The organism is Zhengella sedimenti (genome assembly GCF_046506625.1).
GTDB lineage: Bacteria > Pseudomonadota > Alphaproteobacteria > Rhizobiales > Rhizobiaceae > Zhengella > Zhengella sedimenti.
Genome location: NZ_JBKFFP010000007.1, coordinates 76774 through 92027 on the forward strand (window position 1 = coordinate 76774; position 15254 = coordinate 92027).

General features: G+C 62.2%; 14 protein-coding genes and 1 other RNA gene. 1 reads left to right on the forward strand and 14 read right to left on the reverse strand.

From position 1 onward, the window contains the following. Position 1: 1 nt before the first annotated feature. From ftsW to mraZ, 9 genes are read right to left on the reverse strand one after another with little or no spacing between them, the layout of a single operon-like run. On the reverse strand, positions 2-1159 hold the full coding sequence (gene ftsW, locus ACLB6G_RS17565) for a putative lipid II flippase FtsW (protein WP_410357512.1): 1158 nt from the start codon (positions 1157-1159) through the stop codon (positions 2-4). Continuing rightward, complete coding sequence (gene murD, locus ACLB6G_RS17570) at positions 1152-2552, reverse strand: UDP-N-acetylmuramoyl-L-alanine--D-glutamate ligase (protein WP_410357513.1); 1401 nt, start codon at positions 2550-2552, stop codon at positions 1152-1154. Before murD ends, ftsW begins: the two co-directional genes overlap by 8 nt. 4 nt (positions 2553-2556) lie before the next feature. Beyond that, positions 2557-3639: a phospho-N-acetylmuramoyl-pentapeptide-transferase gene (mraY, locus tag ACLB6G_RS17575; RefSeq protein WP_410357514.1), complete on the reverse strand. Its 1083-nt coding sequence runs from the start codon at positions 3637-3639 to the stop codon at positions 2557-2559. A 3-nt stretch (positions 3640-3642) separates the two neighbouring features. Beyond that, positions 3643-5094, reverse strand: a complete 1452-nt coding sequence (locus tag ACLB6G_RS17580) for a UDP-N-acetylmuramoylalanyl-D-glutamyl-2,6-diaminopimelate--D-alanyl-D-alanine ligase (RefSeq protein ID WP_410357515.1) — start codon at positions 5092-5094, stop codon at positions 3643-3645. Then, positions 5091-6545 carry a UDP-N-acetylmuramoyl-L-alanyl-D-glutamate--2,6-diaminopimelate ligase gene (locus tag ACLB6G_RS17585; RefSeq protein ID WP_410357516.1) on the reverse strand — a complete coding sequence of 485 codons (1455 nt, stop codon included), beginning with the start codon at positions 6543-6545 and terminating at the stop codon, positions 5091-5093. The genes ACLB6G_RS17580 and ACLB6G_RS17585 overlap by 4 nt, the downstream gene beginning before the upstream one ends. Before the next feature lie 49 nt (positions 6546-6594). Next, complete coding sequence (locus ACLB6G_RS17590) at positions 6595-8310, reverse strand: peptidoglycan D,D-transpeptidase FtsI family protein (RefSeq protein ID WP_410357517.1); 1716 nt, start codon at positions 8308-8310, stop codon at positions 6595-6597. Then, entirely contained in the window at positions 8307-8681 is a 375-nt protein-coding gene (gene ftsL, locus ACLB6G_RS17595; RefSeq protein WP_410357518.1) for a cell division protein FtsL, read from the reverse strand. The genes ACLB6G_RS17590 and ftsL overlap by 4 nt, the downstream gene beginning before the upstream one ends. Before the next feature lie 2 nt (positions 8682-8683). Beyond that, positions 8684-9706 carry a 16S rRNA (cytosine(1402)-N(4))-methyltransferase RsmH gene (rsmH, locus tag ACLB6G_RS17600; protein ID WP_410357519.1) on the reverse strand — a complete coding sequence of 341 codons (1023 nt, stop codon included), beginning with the start codon at positions 9704-9706 and terminating at the stop codon, positions 8684-8686. Next, positions 9706-10185: a division/cell wall cluster transcriptional repressor MraZ gene (gene mraZ / locus ACLB6G_RS17605; protein ID WP_410357520.1), complete on the reverse strand. Its 480-nt coding sequence runs from the start codon at positions 10183-10185 to the stop codon at positions 9706-9708. Before mraZ ends, rsmH begins: the two co-directional genes overlap by 1 nt. A gap of 414 nt (positions 10186-10599) precedes the next feature. Between mraZ and ACLB6G_RS17610 the strand changes: the two genes are divergently transcribed. Next, a complete protein-coding gene (locus ACLB6G_RS17610) occupies positions 10600-11712 on the forward strand; it encodes a cystathionine gamma-lyase (protein WP_410357521.1) in 1113 nt (370 codons plus the stop codon). A gap of 12 nt (positions 11713-11724) precedes the next feature. Here the strand turns inward: ACLB6G_RS17610 and rnpB are convergent. The 5 genes from rnpB to ACLB6G_RS17635 form a co-directional block, all read right to left on the reverse strand. Then, positions 11725-12167: RNase P RNA component class A (gene rnpB, locus ACLB6G_RS17615), an RNA gene on the reverse strand. A gap of 95 nt (positions 12168-12262) precedes the next feature. Then, complete coding sequence (locus tag ACLB6G_RS17620) at positions 12263-12838, reverse strand: lytic transglycosylase domain-containing protein (RefSeq protein ID WP_410357522.1); 576 nt, start codon at positions 12836-12838, stop codon at positions 12263-12265. A 200-nt stretch (positions 12839-13038) separates the two neighbouring features. Beyond that, the gene (locus ACLB6G_RS17625; RefSeq protein WP_410357523.1) at positions 13039-13803 is read right to left on the reverse strand and encodes a peptidoglycan recognition protein family protein; all 765 of its coding nucleotides are present in this window, start codon (positions 13801-13803) and stop codon (positions 13039-13041) included. Beyond that, the gene (locus tag ACLB6G_RS17630; RefSeq protein ID WP_410357524.1) at positions 13800-14510 is read right to left on the reverse strand and encodes a TerB family tellurite resistance protein; all 711 of its coding nucleotides are present in this window, start codon (positions 14508-14510) and stop codon (positions 13800-13802) included. Before ACLB6G_RS17630 ends, ACLB6G_RS17625 begins: the two co-directional genes overlap by 4 nt. Before the next feature lie 92 nt (positions 14511-14602). After that, positions 14603-15142, reverse strand: coding sequence for a winged helix DNA-binding protein (locus tag ACLB6G_RS17635; RefSeq protein ID WP_410357525.1), 540 nt, complete (start codon positions 15140-15142; stop codon positions 14603-14605). Positions 15143-15254: the final 112 nt, after the last annotated feature.

The following is a 15254-nucleotide window of genomic DNA, read 5'->3' on the forward strand; positions in this document are numbered from 1 at the left end:
CTTACTCCGCAGGTCGCGGCAGTGGCGCCGGGCGCACGGGCCAGCCGATCTGGGTCCGCTTTTCCGGGCGCACGCGGGTCAATGCCAGAACCATGCCCATGGAGATGGCCATGGCAACGAGCGAGGAACCGCCATAGGAAATGAATGGCAGCGTCATGCCCTTGGCCGGCAGCAATTGCAGGTTCACGCCCATGTTGATGATCGACTGGAATCCGAACAGGGTGACGAGGCCCGTAATGGCAAGCCGTGCGAAATCGTCACGCTCGCGAAGGGCAAGGGCCATGGCGCGCAGGACCACGAAAGCAAACAGCGCCATGATGATGAGGCAGAGCACGATGCCGAATTCCTCCGCGGCGACGGCGAAGACGAAATCGGTATGGCTGTCGGGAAGTACCCGCTTGATCGTTCCCTCGCCGGGCCCCTGGCCAAGCCAGCCGCCGCGAACGACGGCCTCCAGCGCCCGGTCGACCTGGTAGGTATCGCCCTCCCCGGTCAGGAAGCGGTCGATACGGCCCGCGACATGGGGAAACGAGAGATAGGCCCCGAGCGCACCGGCGACTCCCAGTCCGCCAAGCAGGAAGATCCATATCCAGGACAAGCCGGCGAGGAAGAACATGATTCCCCATGTTGCCGTGACAAGCAGTGTCTGGCCGAGATCCGGTTGGGCGACCAGAAGAGCCGCGACGAGACCGAGCAGGATGATGGCGAACAGGTTACCCGGGATTTCGGGATTCTTCACATGCTCGGAAAACAGCCAGGCACAAATGATGACGAATGCGGGCTTGAGGTATTCCGAGGGCTGGATCGATACACCGAACAGGTAGATCCATCGCCGCGAACCCTTGACCTCTATCCCGAAGAACAATGCGGCAACCATGAGCACCAGCGACCCCGCAAGCATGAGCAGAGCGAACCGCCGGATGTTCTTCGGACTGAGAAACGAGATCGCGATCATCGCTGCAAGCGCCGGGATCATGAATACGATCTGGCGAGTCGCGAAATGGTAGCTGTCGAGGCCGATCCTTTCGGCAACCGCGGGACTGGCCGCGAAAGACAGCACGACTCCCAGCACCATGAGCATGATGAAGGCGGACAGAAGCCACCTGTCAACTGTCCACCACCAGTCGGATATCTGGCCTCGTTCGGCGCGGCTAACCATGGCTGTCTCCCCCGATACGGGTCACGTTTCCCAATCCAAGAACGGCCTCGCGGAACGCATCGCCCCGCATTTCGAAATTACGGAACTGGTCGAAGCTGGCGCAGGCCGGAGAGAGAAGGACAACACCCCCGCCTTCGGCCAACGCGTCATCGGCCGCATGCCGGACGGCCGAGGCGAGATCGCCGGAAATCTCGAATGGCGCAGCATCGCCGATCGTCGCGGCAAATGCTGCGGCTGCTTCGCCGATCAGATAGGCCTTGGCGATCCTTGGGAAAAAAGGTCTCAGTGGTTCGATGCCGCCACTCTTGGGCAACCCGCCTGCGATCCAGTGGATGCGCTCGAAGGACCATAATGCGGGTGCTGCCGCTTCAGCGTTCGTGGCTTTGGAATCATTGATGAACAGCACGTCGCCAAGACGCCCGATCTGCTCCATGCGATGGGCAAGCCCGGGGAAGCTGCGCAGACCCTTGACGATGTCCTCTTCCGCCAGGCCAACGACGAGACAGGCGGCAACCGCCGCCAGCGCATTTTGTGCATTGTGGCGTCCGCGCAACGAGCCGATACCCTCAAGCGACGCGATCACGCGGTTCTGGCCATTCTGCGCAAGCACCAGGTCCATGCCGTCGGCGAAAATACCTTCGCCGAGATGCCGGGTCACAGAGATCGGCACGACACGCCGGCCAGCAGATTCGAGACGCCGCGCAATGGCGGCGCACCATTCGTCGTCGACACCGACAATGGCCGTATCGCTGCCCGCGACGAGCCGTTCCTTGATGCTCGCGTAGTGCTCCATCGTGCCATGGCGGTCCAGATGGTCCGGCGTCAGATTGAGCAGGATACCGGCGGACGGGTTGATCGAGGGCGCAAGGTCGATCTGGTAGGAGGAACATTCCACGACATAATGCCGTTGAGGCTCCGGCTCATCGAGTGTCATCACCGCCCGGCCGATATTGCCCCCCATCTGCGTGTCCCGGCCAGCCGAGGAAACTAGGTGCGCAATGAGCGCCGTGGTCGTCGATTTTCCGTTGGTCCCCGTGATGGCAATGAAGGGAGCACTTGGCGAGCGCTTCGCCCTTTCGCGAACGAACAGTTCCACGTCCCCGATGATCGGCACGCCGGACGCGGTCGCAAGGTCGACGCTCCAATGCGGCCTCGGATGGGTCAGCGGCACTCCGGGCGAGAGCACCAGCGCATCGAAACCTGTCCAGTCGGATTGCCGCAGGTCGGTTGTCGCGATACCCGATTCAGCGGCTCTTGCGACGCTGTCGGGATTGTCGTCCCAGCCGGTCACGGCCGCGCCGCCGGCAAGCAATGAATGTGCGGTGGCAACGCCCGAACCGCCAAGTCCGAACAGCGCGACATTCTTGCCTGCAAATGCGGTCGCGGCAATCATCCGCTCACCTCAGCTTCAAGGTCGAAAGGCCGATCATCGCCAGGATGAAAGCGATGATCCAGAAACGGACAACCACCTGGCTTTCGGTCCAGCCCATCTTCTCGAAATGGTGGTGGATGGGCGCCATGAGGAACACCCGCCGGCCGGTCAGTTTGAACCACGCCACCTGGATGATCACCGAAAGGGCTTCGACGACAAAGAGCCCACCGATGATGCCCAGGACGATCTCGTGCTTCGTTGCCACGGCGACCGTGCCGATCAGTCCGCCAAGCGACAGCGAACCGGTGTCTCCCATGAAGATGGCCGCCGGCGGCGCATTGAACCACAGAAAACCGAGCCCGGCCCCGATGACCGCTCCGAGGACGACAGCGAGTTCGCCGGTTCCCGGAACGAAATGGATCTGCAGGTAGTCGGCAAAGATGGCATTGCCGGAAACATAGGCGATGACACCGAAGGAGGCGGCAGCGATCATGACGGGCATGATCGCCAGGCCGTCCAGCCCGTCCGTCAGGTTCACCGCATTTCCCGCACCCACGATGACGAGGGCGCCGAAGGGAATGAAGAACAGGCCGAGGTTGACCAGCCAGTCCTTGAAAAACGGAAATGCCAGCGAGGACGAGAAGGGTTGCTGGCCCGCCTGCATGATGACCCAGCAGGCAATCCCGGCGATCAGGAACTCCGCACTGAGCCTTGCTTTACCGGAGAAACCCAGATGGGACTGCTTCGTGACCTTCAGGTAGTCGTCGTAGAAACCGATGATGCCGAAAGCCAGCATGACCAGGATGACGACCCAGACATAGGCCGAGGTGAGATTGGCCCAGAGCATGCTGGAGGCAATGATCCCGAACAGGATCATCAATCCGCCCATGGTCGGCGTCCCGGCCTTCTTGAAATGCGTCTGGGGTCCGTCGGCACGGATCGGCTGGCCCTTGCCCTGTCTCACCCGGAGCGAATTGATGATCCGCGGGCCGAACAGGAAAACCAGCAGGGCGGAAGTGATGAGCGCGCCCCCTGTCCTGAACGTGATGTAGCGGAAAACGTTGAATACCGAGATCTGGTCGCTCAGGTCGACAAGTTGAAAAAACATCGGTCAGTCTCCGCCAGTCGCGTTTGGCGATGGCGTCGGCGCCACCTCGGCATGGGATGAGAGCAAAGCATCGACGATCCGCCTGAACCCGATGCCATTGGACGATTTCAGCATGACCGCGTCCCCGGCCTTGAGGTCTTCGAGCAAGGCCGCGCAAAGGTCGTCCACGGATTGGAAATGCCGGACCGGATAGTCCTCGGGCAGCGCATCCTTGAGCGCGTTCATTTCGCCTCCGGCCAGGAACAGCAGGTCGAGCCCGGCATCCTGCACCGGACCTGCCAGTTCCGCGTGCTGCCTGGCGGAGTGCTTGCCGAGTTCCAGCATGTCGCCAAGAACGGCGATCCGCCGTCCGCCATTCTCTGACGGCGTTGTCGCAAGCACGGACAGGGCGGCGCGAACCGAGGCCGGATTGGCATTGTAGCTCTCGTCGATCAGCAGAAGTTGCCCGCCGGAGCCCATGTCGAGAACATGACGGCGTCCCCGCCCCTCTTCTGCCGACATCCGGGCGAATGCCTTGGCGGCCTGACCTATGTCCGCTCCCGTCAGATGGGCCGCGGCAAGGACTGCAAGCGCATTCTGCACCAGATGGCGTCCCGGAACACTGATCCGCGCCTTGACCATTTCGGCACCGATCCGGGCCTTGAACTCCGACCCATCCGCGTCCAAGCGGCAATCGGCAAGCCGGTAGTCCGCCTTGGCATGTTCACCGAACGAAAGGACATGCTCCGTTCCGGCATCCCTTGCCAGCTTGTCAAGCAGACGGAACTTTGCGTCGTCACGATTGAGAAGCACGTAGCCACCGGGAACGACCCCGGAGAAGATCTCGGCCTTGGCATGGGCGATCTCGTCGAGATTCTTGAAATGGCCAAGATGCGCCGCGCCGATCATCGTGATGATGGCCACGTGCGGCTGCACCATTTTGACCAGCGGCGTGATTTCGCCGGGATGGTTCATGCCGATCTCGAAAACGCCGAATGCGGTATTTTCCGGCATTCGCGCCAGCGACAGCGGCACACCCCAGTGATTGTTGAACGATTTGGCTGACGCATGAACCGGACCAGAGGGTGAAAGCGCGGCCCGCAGCATTTCCTTTGTCGTGGTCTTGCCGGCCGATCCGGTCACCCCGATGACCTGGCCGCGGACACGGGCACGCGCGGCCACGGCCAGACGGCCCAGCGCTTCAAGGACATCGTCGACCACGATCATGCCGATCTTCAAGCGTCCGAGCGCTGGAAGTTTCGCCTCGGATACCACCATGAGGCCCGCGCCCGCTGCCATGGCCGCGGTCGCGAAATTGTGTCCGTCGAAGTTCTCGCCCTTGATCGCGAAGAACGCCTCTCCCGGCTGCAGGGTTCGCGTGTCGATGGAAAGCCCGCTCACGCCCTCGGGCAGGTCGCCGAAAGGCCGCCCCTCCATGGCCTCGACCATCGCGGCAGTGGTCCACAGAAAAGTCAAACCGAGCCCTCCTGCAATGCCTGGGCGACCTCTTCGTGATCGGAGAAGTGACGCGTCTCGGTACCGAAGGTCTGTCCCGTTTCATGCCCCTTGCCGGCAACGATCAGCGTGTCTCCGGTCTTCAGAAGCGATACGGCCTTTCTGATCGCTTCGCGCCGGTCGCCGATTTCCATTGCACCCGGCGCCGCCGCAAGGATCTGGCTGCGGATGGCGGCAGGCTCCTCGCTGCGGGGATTGTCGTCCGTGACGATGACGATGTCGGCCAGACGGGCCGCTATCTCACCCATGATCGGCCGCTTTCCGGCATCGCGGTCGCCACCGCAACCGAAAACGACGACCACCCGGCCGGTCGTGAAGGGCCTGACGGATTCGAGGACGTTTTCCAGCGCTTCCGGCTTGTGCGCATAGTCCACATAGGCTTGCGCGCCCTGTTTCGTGTGCCCGACGAGTTCCAGCCGGCCGGGCGCGCCTTCAAGGTGTTCAAGGGCCTTGAGCGCTGTATGCGCGTCGGTTCCGGTTGCTATTGCCAGGCCGGCCGAAACGAGAGCGTTCGCAATCTGGAAATCGCCGGCAAGCGGCAGGTCGATCTCATGGGTCTCGCCTTGATGGACGATTTCCGCCCTCTGCCGGAACCGTTCGTGTTCGGCGCGCTTGAGACAAAGGAAATCGCCTTTTCTTCCCACCGTCAGCACTTCAAGCCCGGCCCTTTTCGCCACCGAAATGGTCGGTTCCGACCATGAATCGTCGGCAAAAATGATGGCCGGGGCACCGGGTTCGAGAAGCGTGTCGAAGAGGCGCATCTTGGCGGCGTGGTAGGCTTCAACCGTCGGATGATAGTCCATGTGATCGCGGCCGAGATTGGTGAAAGCACCGGCCTTGAGGCGGACGCCGTCGAGGCGTCGCTGGTCGAGGCCATGGCTCGATGCTTCCATCGCGCCATGTGTCACCCCTGCACGCGCCAATTCAGCCAGAAGCCTGTGCAAGGCAACGGGATCCGGCGTCGTCAGCGAACCGTATTCCATTCTTCCCGGAGCGACGACCCCCGTCGTTCCGATCGAAGCTGCGGCCAATCCGGCCCGTTCCCATATCTGCCGTGTGAATGCCGCCACGGAAGTCTTTCCGGCCGTGCCCGTTACCGCGACCATGGTTTGCGGCTGGGCACCATGAAAGAGCGCCGCGGCAAGCGCCAGCGCGCGGTGTGCATCCGGCACCCGCAGGACCGGCACACCGGGATCCCCGATCATTGCCTTCTCGTCGGCGATCACGGCGATCGCGCCGCGGGCCGCTGCATCGATGGCAAAATCGGCGCCGTTGGCCTTCGACCCGGACAGCGCCGCGAACAGGTTCCCCGGAGCAGCAAGCCGCGAATCGGCGGTGATTCCCGTGACGGTTTCATCTCCCGCGCCTGACGGGATGGATGGCAGTACGGCGGCGAATTCCTTCAACAGCATTGCAATTCAATCTCTTGGGCACCGCGGGCCGTGACCCGCCTGCGCAGAATCAGCGATAGGAAGCGAGCAAAGCCCCACTTTCATGACCGAATTCGGGCTTGACGCCAAGCAGCGCTGCAGAACGTCGGATGATGTTTGCCACGGTCGGCGCAGCATTCAGGCCTGCCGTGGCGCCTATACCCGCACGCTCCGGCTTCGGTTCGTCGATAATGACCAGCACAACGTATTTCGGGTCATTGATGGGAAAGCCGGAAAGAAACGCGTTGAACCGCTTGTCGGAGGAATAGCGCCCGTTCACGACCTTTTCCGCGGTACCGGTCTTGCCCCCCACGAAATAACCGGGCACCTCCGCGCGGCGGCCCGAACCCTTTTCGACGTTCAGCCTGAAAAGGTAGCGCATCTCCTGGCTGGTCTTTTGCGAGAGCACCTGCTTGGCCAGGGCATCGGCTTCCGCCCTGGTGCGGGGCCGCAGTGTCGGAGGAACGAGCTTTCCGCCATTCAGCAATGCCGCGGCCGCGACCGCTGTCTGAAGCGGCGTCGTCGCCATGCCGTGACCGAAGGAAATCGTGATCGAATTGAGCTTCTTCCATTCCTTCGGTTCGGTCGGTGTCGCCACTTCAGGCAGTTCGAGCGGGACACGGTCGAGCAATCCCATTTTTTGAAGGAATGCACGATGGTTCTCGATCCCGACGGTGTCGGCCATCTTGGCCGTGCCGATATTGGAGGAATAGATGAAGATTTCCGGAACGGAGAGCACGCGCCGCTTGCCATGGAAATCGTTGATGGTGAAGCGGGCGATGCGAATGGGGCGCGAGGCGTCGAAACGGTCGTTGATGGAAACGAGACCGGAGTCCAGCGCCATGGCGGTCGTGAACGCCTTGAACGTAGATCCCATCTCGAAAACGCCCGCCGACATGCGATTCAGGCGATCCTTGTCGTTCGCATTGAAAGGATTGTTCGGATTGAAATCCGGCAGTGACGCCATCGCCGCGATTTCACCCGTATTGACGTCGAGGACAACCGCGCCGGCGGCAACGGCCTTGTAACGCACCATGGCGTCCTCGAGTTCGTCTCGAACGATATGCTGTACGCGCTGGTCAATCGACAACTGGAAGGGCGCGAGGTCTTCGGCGGTCGCCAGACCTGCATCGCGCAGATCCGCCAGGCCCTGCGCGTCTATATGCTTCTCGATTCCCGCAATGCCCTGGTTGTCGATGTTGACCAGACCGAGAATGTGGGCAGCGGTAGGTCCGCCAGGATAGAAGCGCCGTTTCTCGGCACGAAAGCCGATACCGGGAATGCCAAGCCTGTGGATCTGCGCCTTCTGCGCGGGCGTCAGTTCGCGCTTCAACCAGACGAAGCCGGCATCGCTCTTCAGGCGCCGGTAGGTCTGTTCATAGTCAAGGTCCGGCAGGACCGTCACGAGCTGCTCGATCGCCTCATCCGGATCGACGATGTTGCGCGGCTCAGCGAACAATGAGGCAGTTATGATGTCGGTGGCCATGACCTCGCCGTTGCGGTCCACGATATCGGGACGCGACGCCTGCTGCCGGGCGATCGCCGGGCCGCCCGCGCGGGGTTCTTCCATGGCAAGCAGGGCAAGCCGTCCGCCGATCACCGCATAGATGCCCATGAATACGGCCATCGTCATGAGCACACGCTGCCGGGCCCGTCCGCCGGAAAACTTGCGCGCGCCCTGGACCACGATCTGGTTTTCGGCCGCTCCGGCTTCCACGGCCTTTTGATTGAAAGACGATCCCCTCATGGCTTGACCGCTCCCGTCGTGACGCCGTCCTGGCCAGGTTCCGCCATCGCCTCGGTAAGCCCGTTTCCGCCATCGTCGATTTCCAGGGGACGGGGCGGGATCGATGCGATATCGCCAACCTGGGTCGGCTCGAACGTTTCGAGTCCGAGTTCCCCGGCGAACTTGTCGGCCATGACCTGGATTCGCGACGGCTGGGTCAGCAGCGCCCAGTCCGCTTCCAGGATATCGATCGTGTCCCGTTCATGCCGGATTTTCTCATTCAGCGCATGGATGTTGCGTTTGACCGATTCCGCTTCATGCTTGGTCTGGTAGGTGAAGGCCGCGGCCGCCACCATGGCAGCAATCAGGATCATGTCGAAGGTTCGGAACATGGTCACTCCTGCCCGTCTGGTCGCCTGTCGACTGCCGGCAGCTTCGGCAGTCCGAAAATGGCAAGTGTTTCTTCTTCAGATGGCGCTTCGGTCCGGCGCGCCGCACGCAACTTTGCTGAACGTGCGCGGGGATTGGCCGCTGCCTCTTCATCGCTCGCCATCACCACACCCCCGGCCTTGGCGAAAGTGGGCGCCCTCGCCTGGGTCTCGGGCAGATGGCGCGAACCGCCACCGCCCCCTGCACGATCCTGGATGAACCGCTTCACGATGCGGTCCTCCAGCGAATGGAACGTCACCACGACAAGCCGTCCGCCCGGCCTCAGCACGCGTTCGGCTGCAAACAACGCCCGCGCCAGTTCACCCAGCTCGTCGTTAACGAAGATGCGCAATGCCTGGAAAACCCGCGTCGCAGGATGGATCTTGTCCTTCGGATTTCGCCCGATCACGGCTTCGACAGTGGAAGCCAGATCAACCGTACGGGAGAACGGCCTTTCCACCCGGCGGCGCTCGATGGCACGGGCGATGCGGCCGGCATGGCGTTCCTCGCCGAGAAACGAGAAGATGCGCGCCAGGTCACCCGCCTTGAACCTGTTGACAACGTCTGCGGCCGAGAGACCGGCCTGTGCCATGCGCATGTCCAGCGGTCCGTCCTGGCGAAACGAGAAGCCGCGTTCAGCCTGGTCCAGTTGCATCGAGGAAACGCCGATGTCGAGCACGACACCATCCAGAGGCTCGCCTGCCAGTTGGTCGAGACGCGAAAACGGCCCGGCCTTGAACCGGAACCGTTCGCCGAACCGCGCCTTGAACCCGGCAGCGGTTTCTGCCGCATCGGGATCACGATCGATGGCGATCACGCTGGCGCCCGCATCGAGGATGGCGCGGCTGTAACCGCCGGCGCCGAAAGTGGCATCGCAGATAACCTGGCCCGCTTCCGGCTTCAGCGCATCCAGAACTTCCCGGAGCATGACTGGCACGTGACGCCCATCGGGAAGATCGGAACCGGTTCTGCCCTCGCCAACCGGCATCACGCCACCCCGCCGGACGGGTCCTGGCCGCGCGTCTGCCCAGCCAGATCCTGCCGCAACCTGAGAAGCCTTGCGCGCACCTCCTGTCGATGGTTCGCGAACCGGCCCGGTTCCCAGACCTGGAAAAACTGGCCCCTGCCGACAAAGGCCACTTCGGTCGTGATTCCGGTGTGCTCTCGGATGAAATCCGGAACGGTCATCCGTCCTTCCGGGTCCACCTTCACGAAGGCGCCATCCCCATGACAGAAGAAGGACATGTCGTCCGCCGCCTGGAGGAAAGGATCTTCCGCTCCGATCCGTGCTTCGTACCGGTCGAGAAGGTCCAGTCCGCCCATGTCGACCGCCGGCACATCCAGTGCGCCGAGCGCATAGAGTTCCTGGTATCCGCGCTTCTGGAGGACCGCCCGGAAATGCGCGGGAACGGAAACCCTCCCCTTCGCATCGATCCGGTTTACCGCATTCGACAGAAAACGGTCCATTGCCCTCCCGGTCCGCTGACGCTCGCCGGCCCTCTCTTGCGCCGCATCCCGCAAGGATTTCACCCTGCAGGCCCTCTTCGCTCGTCAGGCTTGTCGCCCCCATGCAGAAAACTGCCCGCCGGATTCTGAACCCGGGCGGAGATTCATTCCGCGAACAAGAAACTGGAACTGACTGGCGATGTGGGTTTTGGCGTAACATGGGACTTCATGGGCGTCAATGGGAATTGGCTCCCCCGACACGCCTCAAGGCATGATGCCGGGGCTCGCGGTTTTCCCGCTCGGTCTTGGTTTATAAGCCCTTAAGATTAAGGACTGGTTAGGATTTCCGTCCGCTATCGGGGGGGCTTGCCGGGAAAACCGCCGCACAATACGAATTGAGCCCCGACATTCGCCGGACTTCCGGCAGGAGACATGATGACCACGACGCCCGAAAGCCGCGCCGCCCGCCTGCTTCACCTGAGATCCGAAACCATTGCCAAGGGCGAACCCGTGGCATTGCCGCTGACCATGGCCTCCATGTACCACCTTCCGGGGGACCCCGCCGGCCACGCGCAATATGGCCGTTTCTCGAACGCAACCTGGGAGCATCTGGAAGAGGCGCTGGGACTTCTGGAAAACGCGCAGACTGTGGCTTTCCCGTCCGGAATGGCGGCCATTGCCGCCGTTTTCTACAGCACGCTGAAGGCAGGCGATCGCGTTCTCCTGCCCTCCGATGGCTATTACACCACGCGGATACTGGCGGAACGGTTTCTGGCACCGCTGGGCGTCGCCATCGACACACGCGCCACCGCCCGGTTTGCCGAGGGCGGGTTTGACGGTTACCGTCTCGTCTTCATCGAAAGCCCTTCCAATCCCGGACTCGACGTCTGTGACATCGCCGACGTGGCCCGTCAGGCCAGGGCTGCCGGCGCGCTCACCGTCGCTGACAACACGACGATGACACCACTGGGCCAGCAACCGTTGGAGCTTGGATGCGACATGGTACTGTCCTCGGACACCAAGGCGATGAACGGTCATTCCGATGCCCTTTTTGGGCACGTCGCCACCCGCCAGGAAGCCTTGTTTTCCGCGTTGAAGGACTGGCGCAAGCTCGCCGGGGCCATTCCGGGGCCCTTCGAGGCATGGCTGGTCCATCGGGGCATGGAGACGCTGGAGGTCCGCCTTGACCGGATGTGCCGCAGTGCAGCGCTCATTGCGGAGCGGCTTCAAGAGCACAGGGCTGTAACGGCGATCCGCTATCCCGGACTTCCGTCAGACCCGAGCCATCCCATCGCAGCGCGACAGATGCAGCGTCACGGCTTCCTGATCGGACTGACGCTGCCCGATGAAGAAAGAGCGGAAAATTTCATCAACAATTGCACGCTGATACAACCGGCGACCTCGTTCGGCGGGGTCCACACCTCCGCGGAACGGCGCGCGCGATGGGGCGACGCAGTTCCCGATGCTTTTGTGCGGCTGGCCATTGGCTGCGAACCTGCCGAGGTTCTCTGGCAGGCAATCGAGGACGCCCTTGCCGCTACGGAGTGAGGGGGAAGGCAAGGTGTCAGCCGGCCTGTAAGCCGGGTTCTGTACGGCCCATGCCCGGATGGGCATGGACGTGGCGGCCATTCCTCTGGGACGTCCGTTGCCGGACGCCTCAAGCAACCCACCCGGACGACTGGGGCCGGAAACAGCCCCGGCTTTCGCCGCGTCGTCCCTATTCGGTCTTGCTCCCGGTGGGGCTTGCCGTGCCGTTGACATTGCTGCCCCCGCGGTGGGCTCTTACCCCACCCTTTCACCCTTGCCCCGCCAGCATTCAGGCTTGACCGCCACATGACGGGCGGCGATGGAGCCGGAATGCAGGCGGGGCGGTTTGCTTTCTGTGGCGCTTTCCCTGGGGTTTCCCCCGCCGGGCATTGCCCGGCACCGTGTTTCCGTGGAGCCCGGACTTTCCTCGATTGCGGCCTTTCGGCACTTGCAACCGCGGCCGCCCGGCCGGCTGACGGCCTGTCCATAGCGGTTTGCGCGCCGCCTTCCAAGAAAAAAACCCGCCGGCAGACCACCGGCGGGCATCTCGTTTTCCCCCATGGGACAAAGGTCAGAGATAGCGTTTGACCTTCGCGCAATAGTTGGCCGAGACCGGATTCATCCGCTTGGCCCCATGCCCGGCATTGTATTTCAGGATCGTCCGGCAAAGCGGTCCACCGCCCAGTTTCTGTGCCTTTGCCAGATACTTCATGCCGAACTTGATGTTCGTTTCGGGATGATAGAGACCCTTGGCTGAACCCCGGTAACCCATCATTCGCGCTGTCGCGGGTTTCAACTGCATGAGGCCGATTTCGCCGGCAGCACCGCGCGCATTGGCGCGGAAGTTGCTCTCCACCCGGACAACGGCATGAGCGAGGTTGGATGCCACGCCATATTCCCTTGCGTACCGGTTGATCAGCGCCGAATATTTCTCCCCGGAGACGGGTCTGGCATAGCCGGCGGTAATCTCATGCCGGGTTTCCGTCGACGTCCGCTTGACCGAGGAGGTCTCGGACCGATCGATCGCGACGCTCGCCTGATAATAGGCGGCGGCAGCCCTGTCGGTCTCTGCCTGTGCCTGCGGCATGGCAAAAAGGCTGGCGAACCCGGCAGCAAATGCCGCCGCAGCGAAATTCATTCTTTTCATGATACCCCGATTTCGGTTGTTCTGGTACCGGCATGCGTGAGCCGGTTGCCCTTGCTTTCGTGCTCCTGCGAATGAAAAGGGGCGGTCGCGCCGCTCAACCTTTCATGGAGCGCTTCTGAATGCCGCAAACGGCCCGAGTGTGACGCGTCCAATCACGTTTCGAGACAGTTTGTTTCGCAGTGCAGCAAAAAGCGGCCCGATCAGACGAATGCTTGTGGCAGTCTTTCCATCAAGGCCTGCATGGTCCGGATCGTCGAGGCATCCGCAAGGCCGTCCACGCGGCACGGCCTGTAACGGCGCTGAAAGGCGGCAACACAGGCACGCGTTCGATCGTCGAAGGTTCCATTGATGTCGACGCCGTAGCCGACGAGAGCCAGCATCGACTGCAACTGCTCCACCGCCTTGCCTTCGTCTCCGGGCTTGAGCATCCCCCCATCTTCAAGCGGGGCGGGCGGAACGTGAACCGCGATGCCCTCCGCTGCCAGGCGCGACCAAGGAAACTTCTCGCCGGGATCGCATTTGCGACCGGGCGCCACATCGGAATGGGCCAGAACGTTCGATGCGGCGATGGCATTGCGTTGCATGATGTCGCTTGCAAGGGCGATAACGGCATCGATCTGTCTCGGTGGATAATCGGGAAGACCGCCGGCATGCCCCGGATTGACGATCTCGATACCGATGGAAACGGAGTTGATGTCCGTCTCGCCGGCCCACCAGGCCTTGCCCGCATGCCACGCGCGATCGCACTCGCGAACCATCTGGACGATCCGTCCGTCTTCATGGACGAGATAATGGCAAGAAACATCGCTTTCGGGATTGCACAGCCAGCTTTCTGCTGCCTCGCCGGTTTCCATGCCGGTATAGTGAAGCAAAAGGATGGTCGGCGATTTCCCGTCCCTGCGAGGACCGAAATTGGGAGATGTCCGGACTTCCGCTCCCGCATGATCGGGCCGGAAGCCTGTCATGCCGCCGCCATTTCCTTCTCGATCGCCGCAAATGCTGCATTGATTGCGGCCATCCTGTCATGGGCAATCACGATGAATTCTTCCGGAACCCCGCGTGCCACCAGCTTGTCAGGATGGTTTTCCCGGACCAGGTCGCGATAGCGGGCGCGAACCTCCGAAAACGGAACCCCGCGGCGAAGGCCAAGAACGGTATAGGGGTCGCTCTCGCCGAGATCGACATGGCGTGACGAAATGCGGCGGAACCCGTGTTCGTCGAAGCCGAAGATCTCCGAAACGCGCTCCAGGAATACCCATTCGCTTTCGTGGACCACGCCATCGGCCTTGGCGATATGGAACAGGCCGTCGAGAATGTCCTCCATGACCGGGCAACCTGGCTCGCCGCCGCCGCAGAGGTTCGTCATCTGGCGTGCATAGACCTCGTAGCCCGCGACATCGCGCTTGGCCAGGTCGTAGAGGCGGGCGACGTTGCGCCGTTCATCATCCGGAACATGGAAAATCTGCTGGAAGGCACGCACTTCGTCCTGCGTCACCACGCCGTCGGCCTTGGCCATCTTCGCCGAGAGGGCAATCATCGCGATCGAGAACGCCACGCGCCGGCGCGTTGCGGGGTCACCCTCGAAGACAGTGCGCATGGCGTCCAGGACGCCTGAAAAGGCGCGGGAGGAAACGCGCGACACGAGGGCGCCGAGATCGGACCAGAGCGACATGCCCCTGTTTAGGCAATCGGCGGTCCGAACGAAAGTGAACTTTTTTCAATCTTTGCCAGATGTGCGCAAACACGAACGGCCGCGGCGGCGCATCACATGCTTGCCGCCGCGCGCGCCGCCTGGTCATACTGTCCCGAAAGGACGCGCATGAGCGCCGCCAGTTCCGAGAGACGCTTTTCATCGAGGCCAAGTTGCTTCATCCCGGCAACGAGAAGCGCCTCGCGGACATCGCGGTACTTCATGCACAAGGACTCGCCGGCTTGCGTGATTCGGACCGTCTTTTCCTTGCCCCGCCGGCCCGCCTCGACAAGTTTCTGGCCTTCCAGTTTCTTCAGCGCATAGGTGACGACGTGCGTGTCCTCGATGTTGAACATCATCGTCAGTTCACCGAGGCTCTTGTCGCGTGAGCGATGATTGACGGCATGCAGGATCTGCACTTCCATCGCAGACAGTCCTTCGCCGCCGGCTGCGGACATGCAGCGGGCGATCCAGCGATGATAGGCATTCGTCTGGACGACAAGGGCGAATTCCATCTCCGAGAGCGCAGGCATGGCCCCGTCGGCCAGGTGCGCGGCGGAAACGACCGGATGAGCAGCTTTGGCCGGAGCCTTGTTCCTGTTGGTGTCAGTCATGGTTTCACCGACATTTTATCGATATAATGTTGACATAATGCCACTATCGTGACCTATTCCGGTCCATGATGCAATGCTCCCTTTGCGCGCTTGCGCTCAGGGAAAGATCGGG

What these genes read in the sequence shown, in the direction of transcription:
- mraY (WP_410357514.1), bottom strand. Translation starts at nt 3,639, where the DNA reads ATGTTTTTTCAACTTGTCGACCTGAGCGACCAGATCTCGGTATTCAAC.
- mraZ (WP_410357520.1), bottom strand. Translation starts at nt 10,185, where the DNA reads ATGGACCGTTTTCTGTCGAATGCGGTAAACCGGATCGATGCGAAGGGG.
- murD (WP_410357513.1), bottom strand. Translation starts at nt 2,552, where the DNA reads ATGATTGCCGCGACCGCATTTGCAGGCAAGAATGTCGCGCTGTTCGGA.
- ACLB6G_RS17585 (WP_410357516.1), bottom strand. Translation starts at nt 6,545, where the DNA reads ATGCTGTTGAAGGAATTCGCCGCCGTACTGCCATCCATCCCGTCAGGC.
- ACLB6G_RS17590 (WP_410357517.1), bottom strand. Translation starts at nt 8,310, where the DNA reads ATGAGGGGATCGTCTTTCAATCAAAAGGCCGTGGAAGCCGGAGCGGCC.
- ftsW (WP_410357512.1), bottom strand. Translation starts at nt 1,159, where the DNA reads ATGGTTAGCCGCGCCGAACGAGGCCAGATATCCGACTGGTGGTGGACA.
- ftsL (WP_410357518.1), bottom strand. Translation starts at nt 8,681, where the DNA reads ATGTTCCGAACCTTCGACATGATCCTGATTGCTGCCATGGTGGCGGCC.
- ACLB6G_RS17635 (WP_410357525.1), bottom strand. Translation starts at nt 15,142, where the DNA reads ATGACTGACACCAACAGGAACAAGGCTCCGGCCAAAGCTGCTCATCCG.
- ACLB6G_RS17620 (WP_410357522.1), bottom strand. Translation starts at nt 12,838, where the DNA reads ATGAAAAGAATGAATTTCGCTGCGGCGGCATTTGCTGCCGGGTTCGCC.
- rsmH (WP_410357519.1), bottom strand. Translation starts at nt 9,706, where the DNA reads ATGCCGGTTGGCGAGGGCAGAACCGGTTCCGATCTTCCCGATGGGCGT.
- ACLB6G_RS17625 (WP_410357523.1), bottom strand. Translation starts at nt 13,803, where the DNA reads ATGACAGGCTTCCGGCCCGATCATGCGGGAGCGGAAGTCCGGACATCT.
- ACLB6G_RS17630 (WP_410357524.1), bottom strand. Translation starts at nt 14,510, where the DNA reads ATGTCGCTCTGGTCCGATCTCGGCGCCCTCGTGTCGCGCGTTTCCTCC.
- ACLB6G_RS17610 (WP_410357521.1), top strand. Translation starts at nt 10,600, where the DNA reads ATGACCACGACGCCCGAAAGCCGCGCCGCCCGCCTGCTTCACCTGAGA.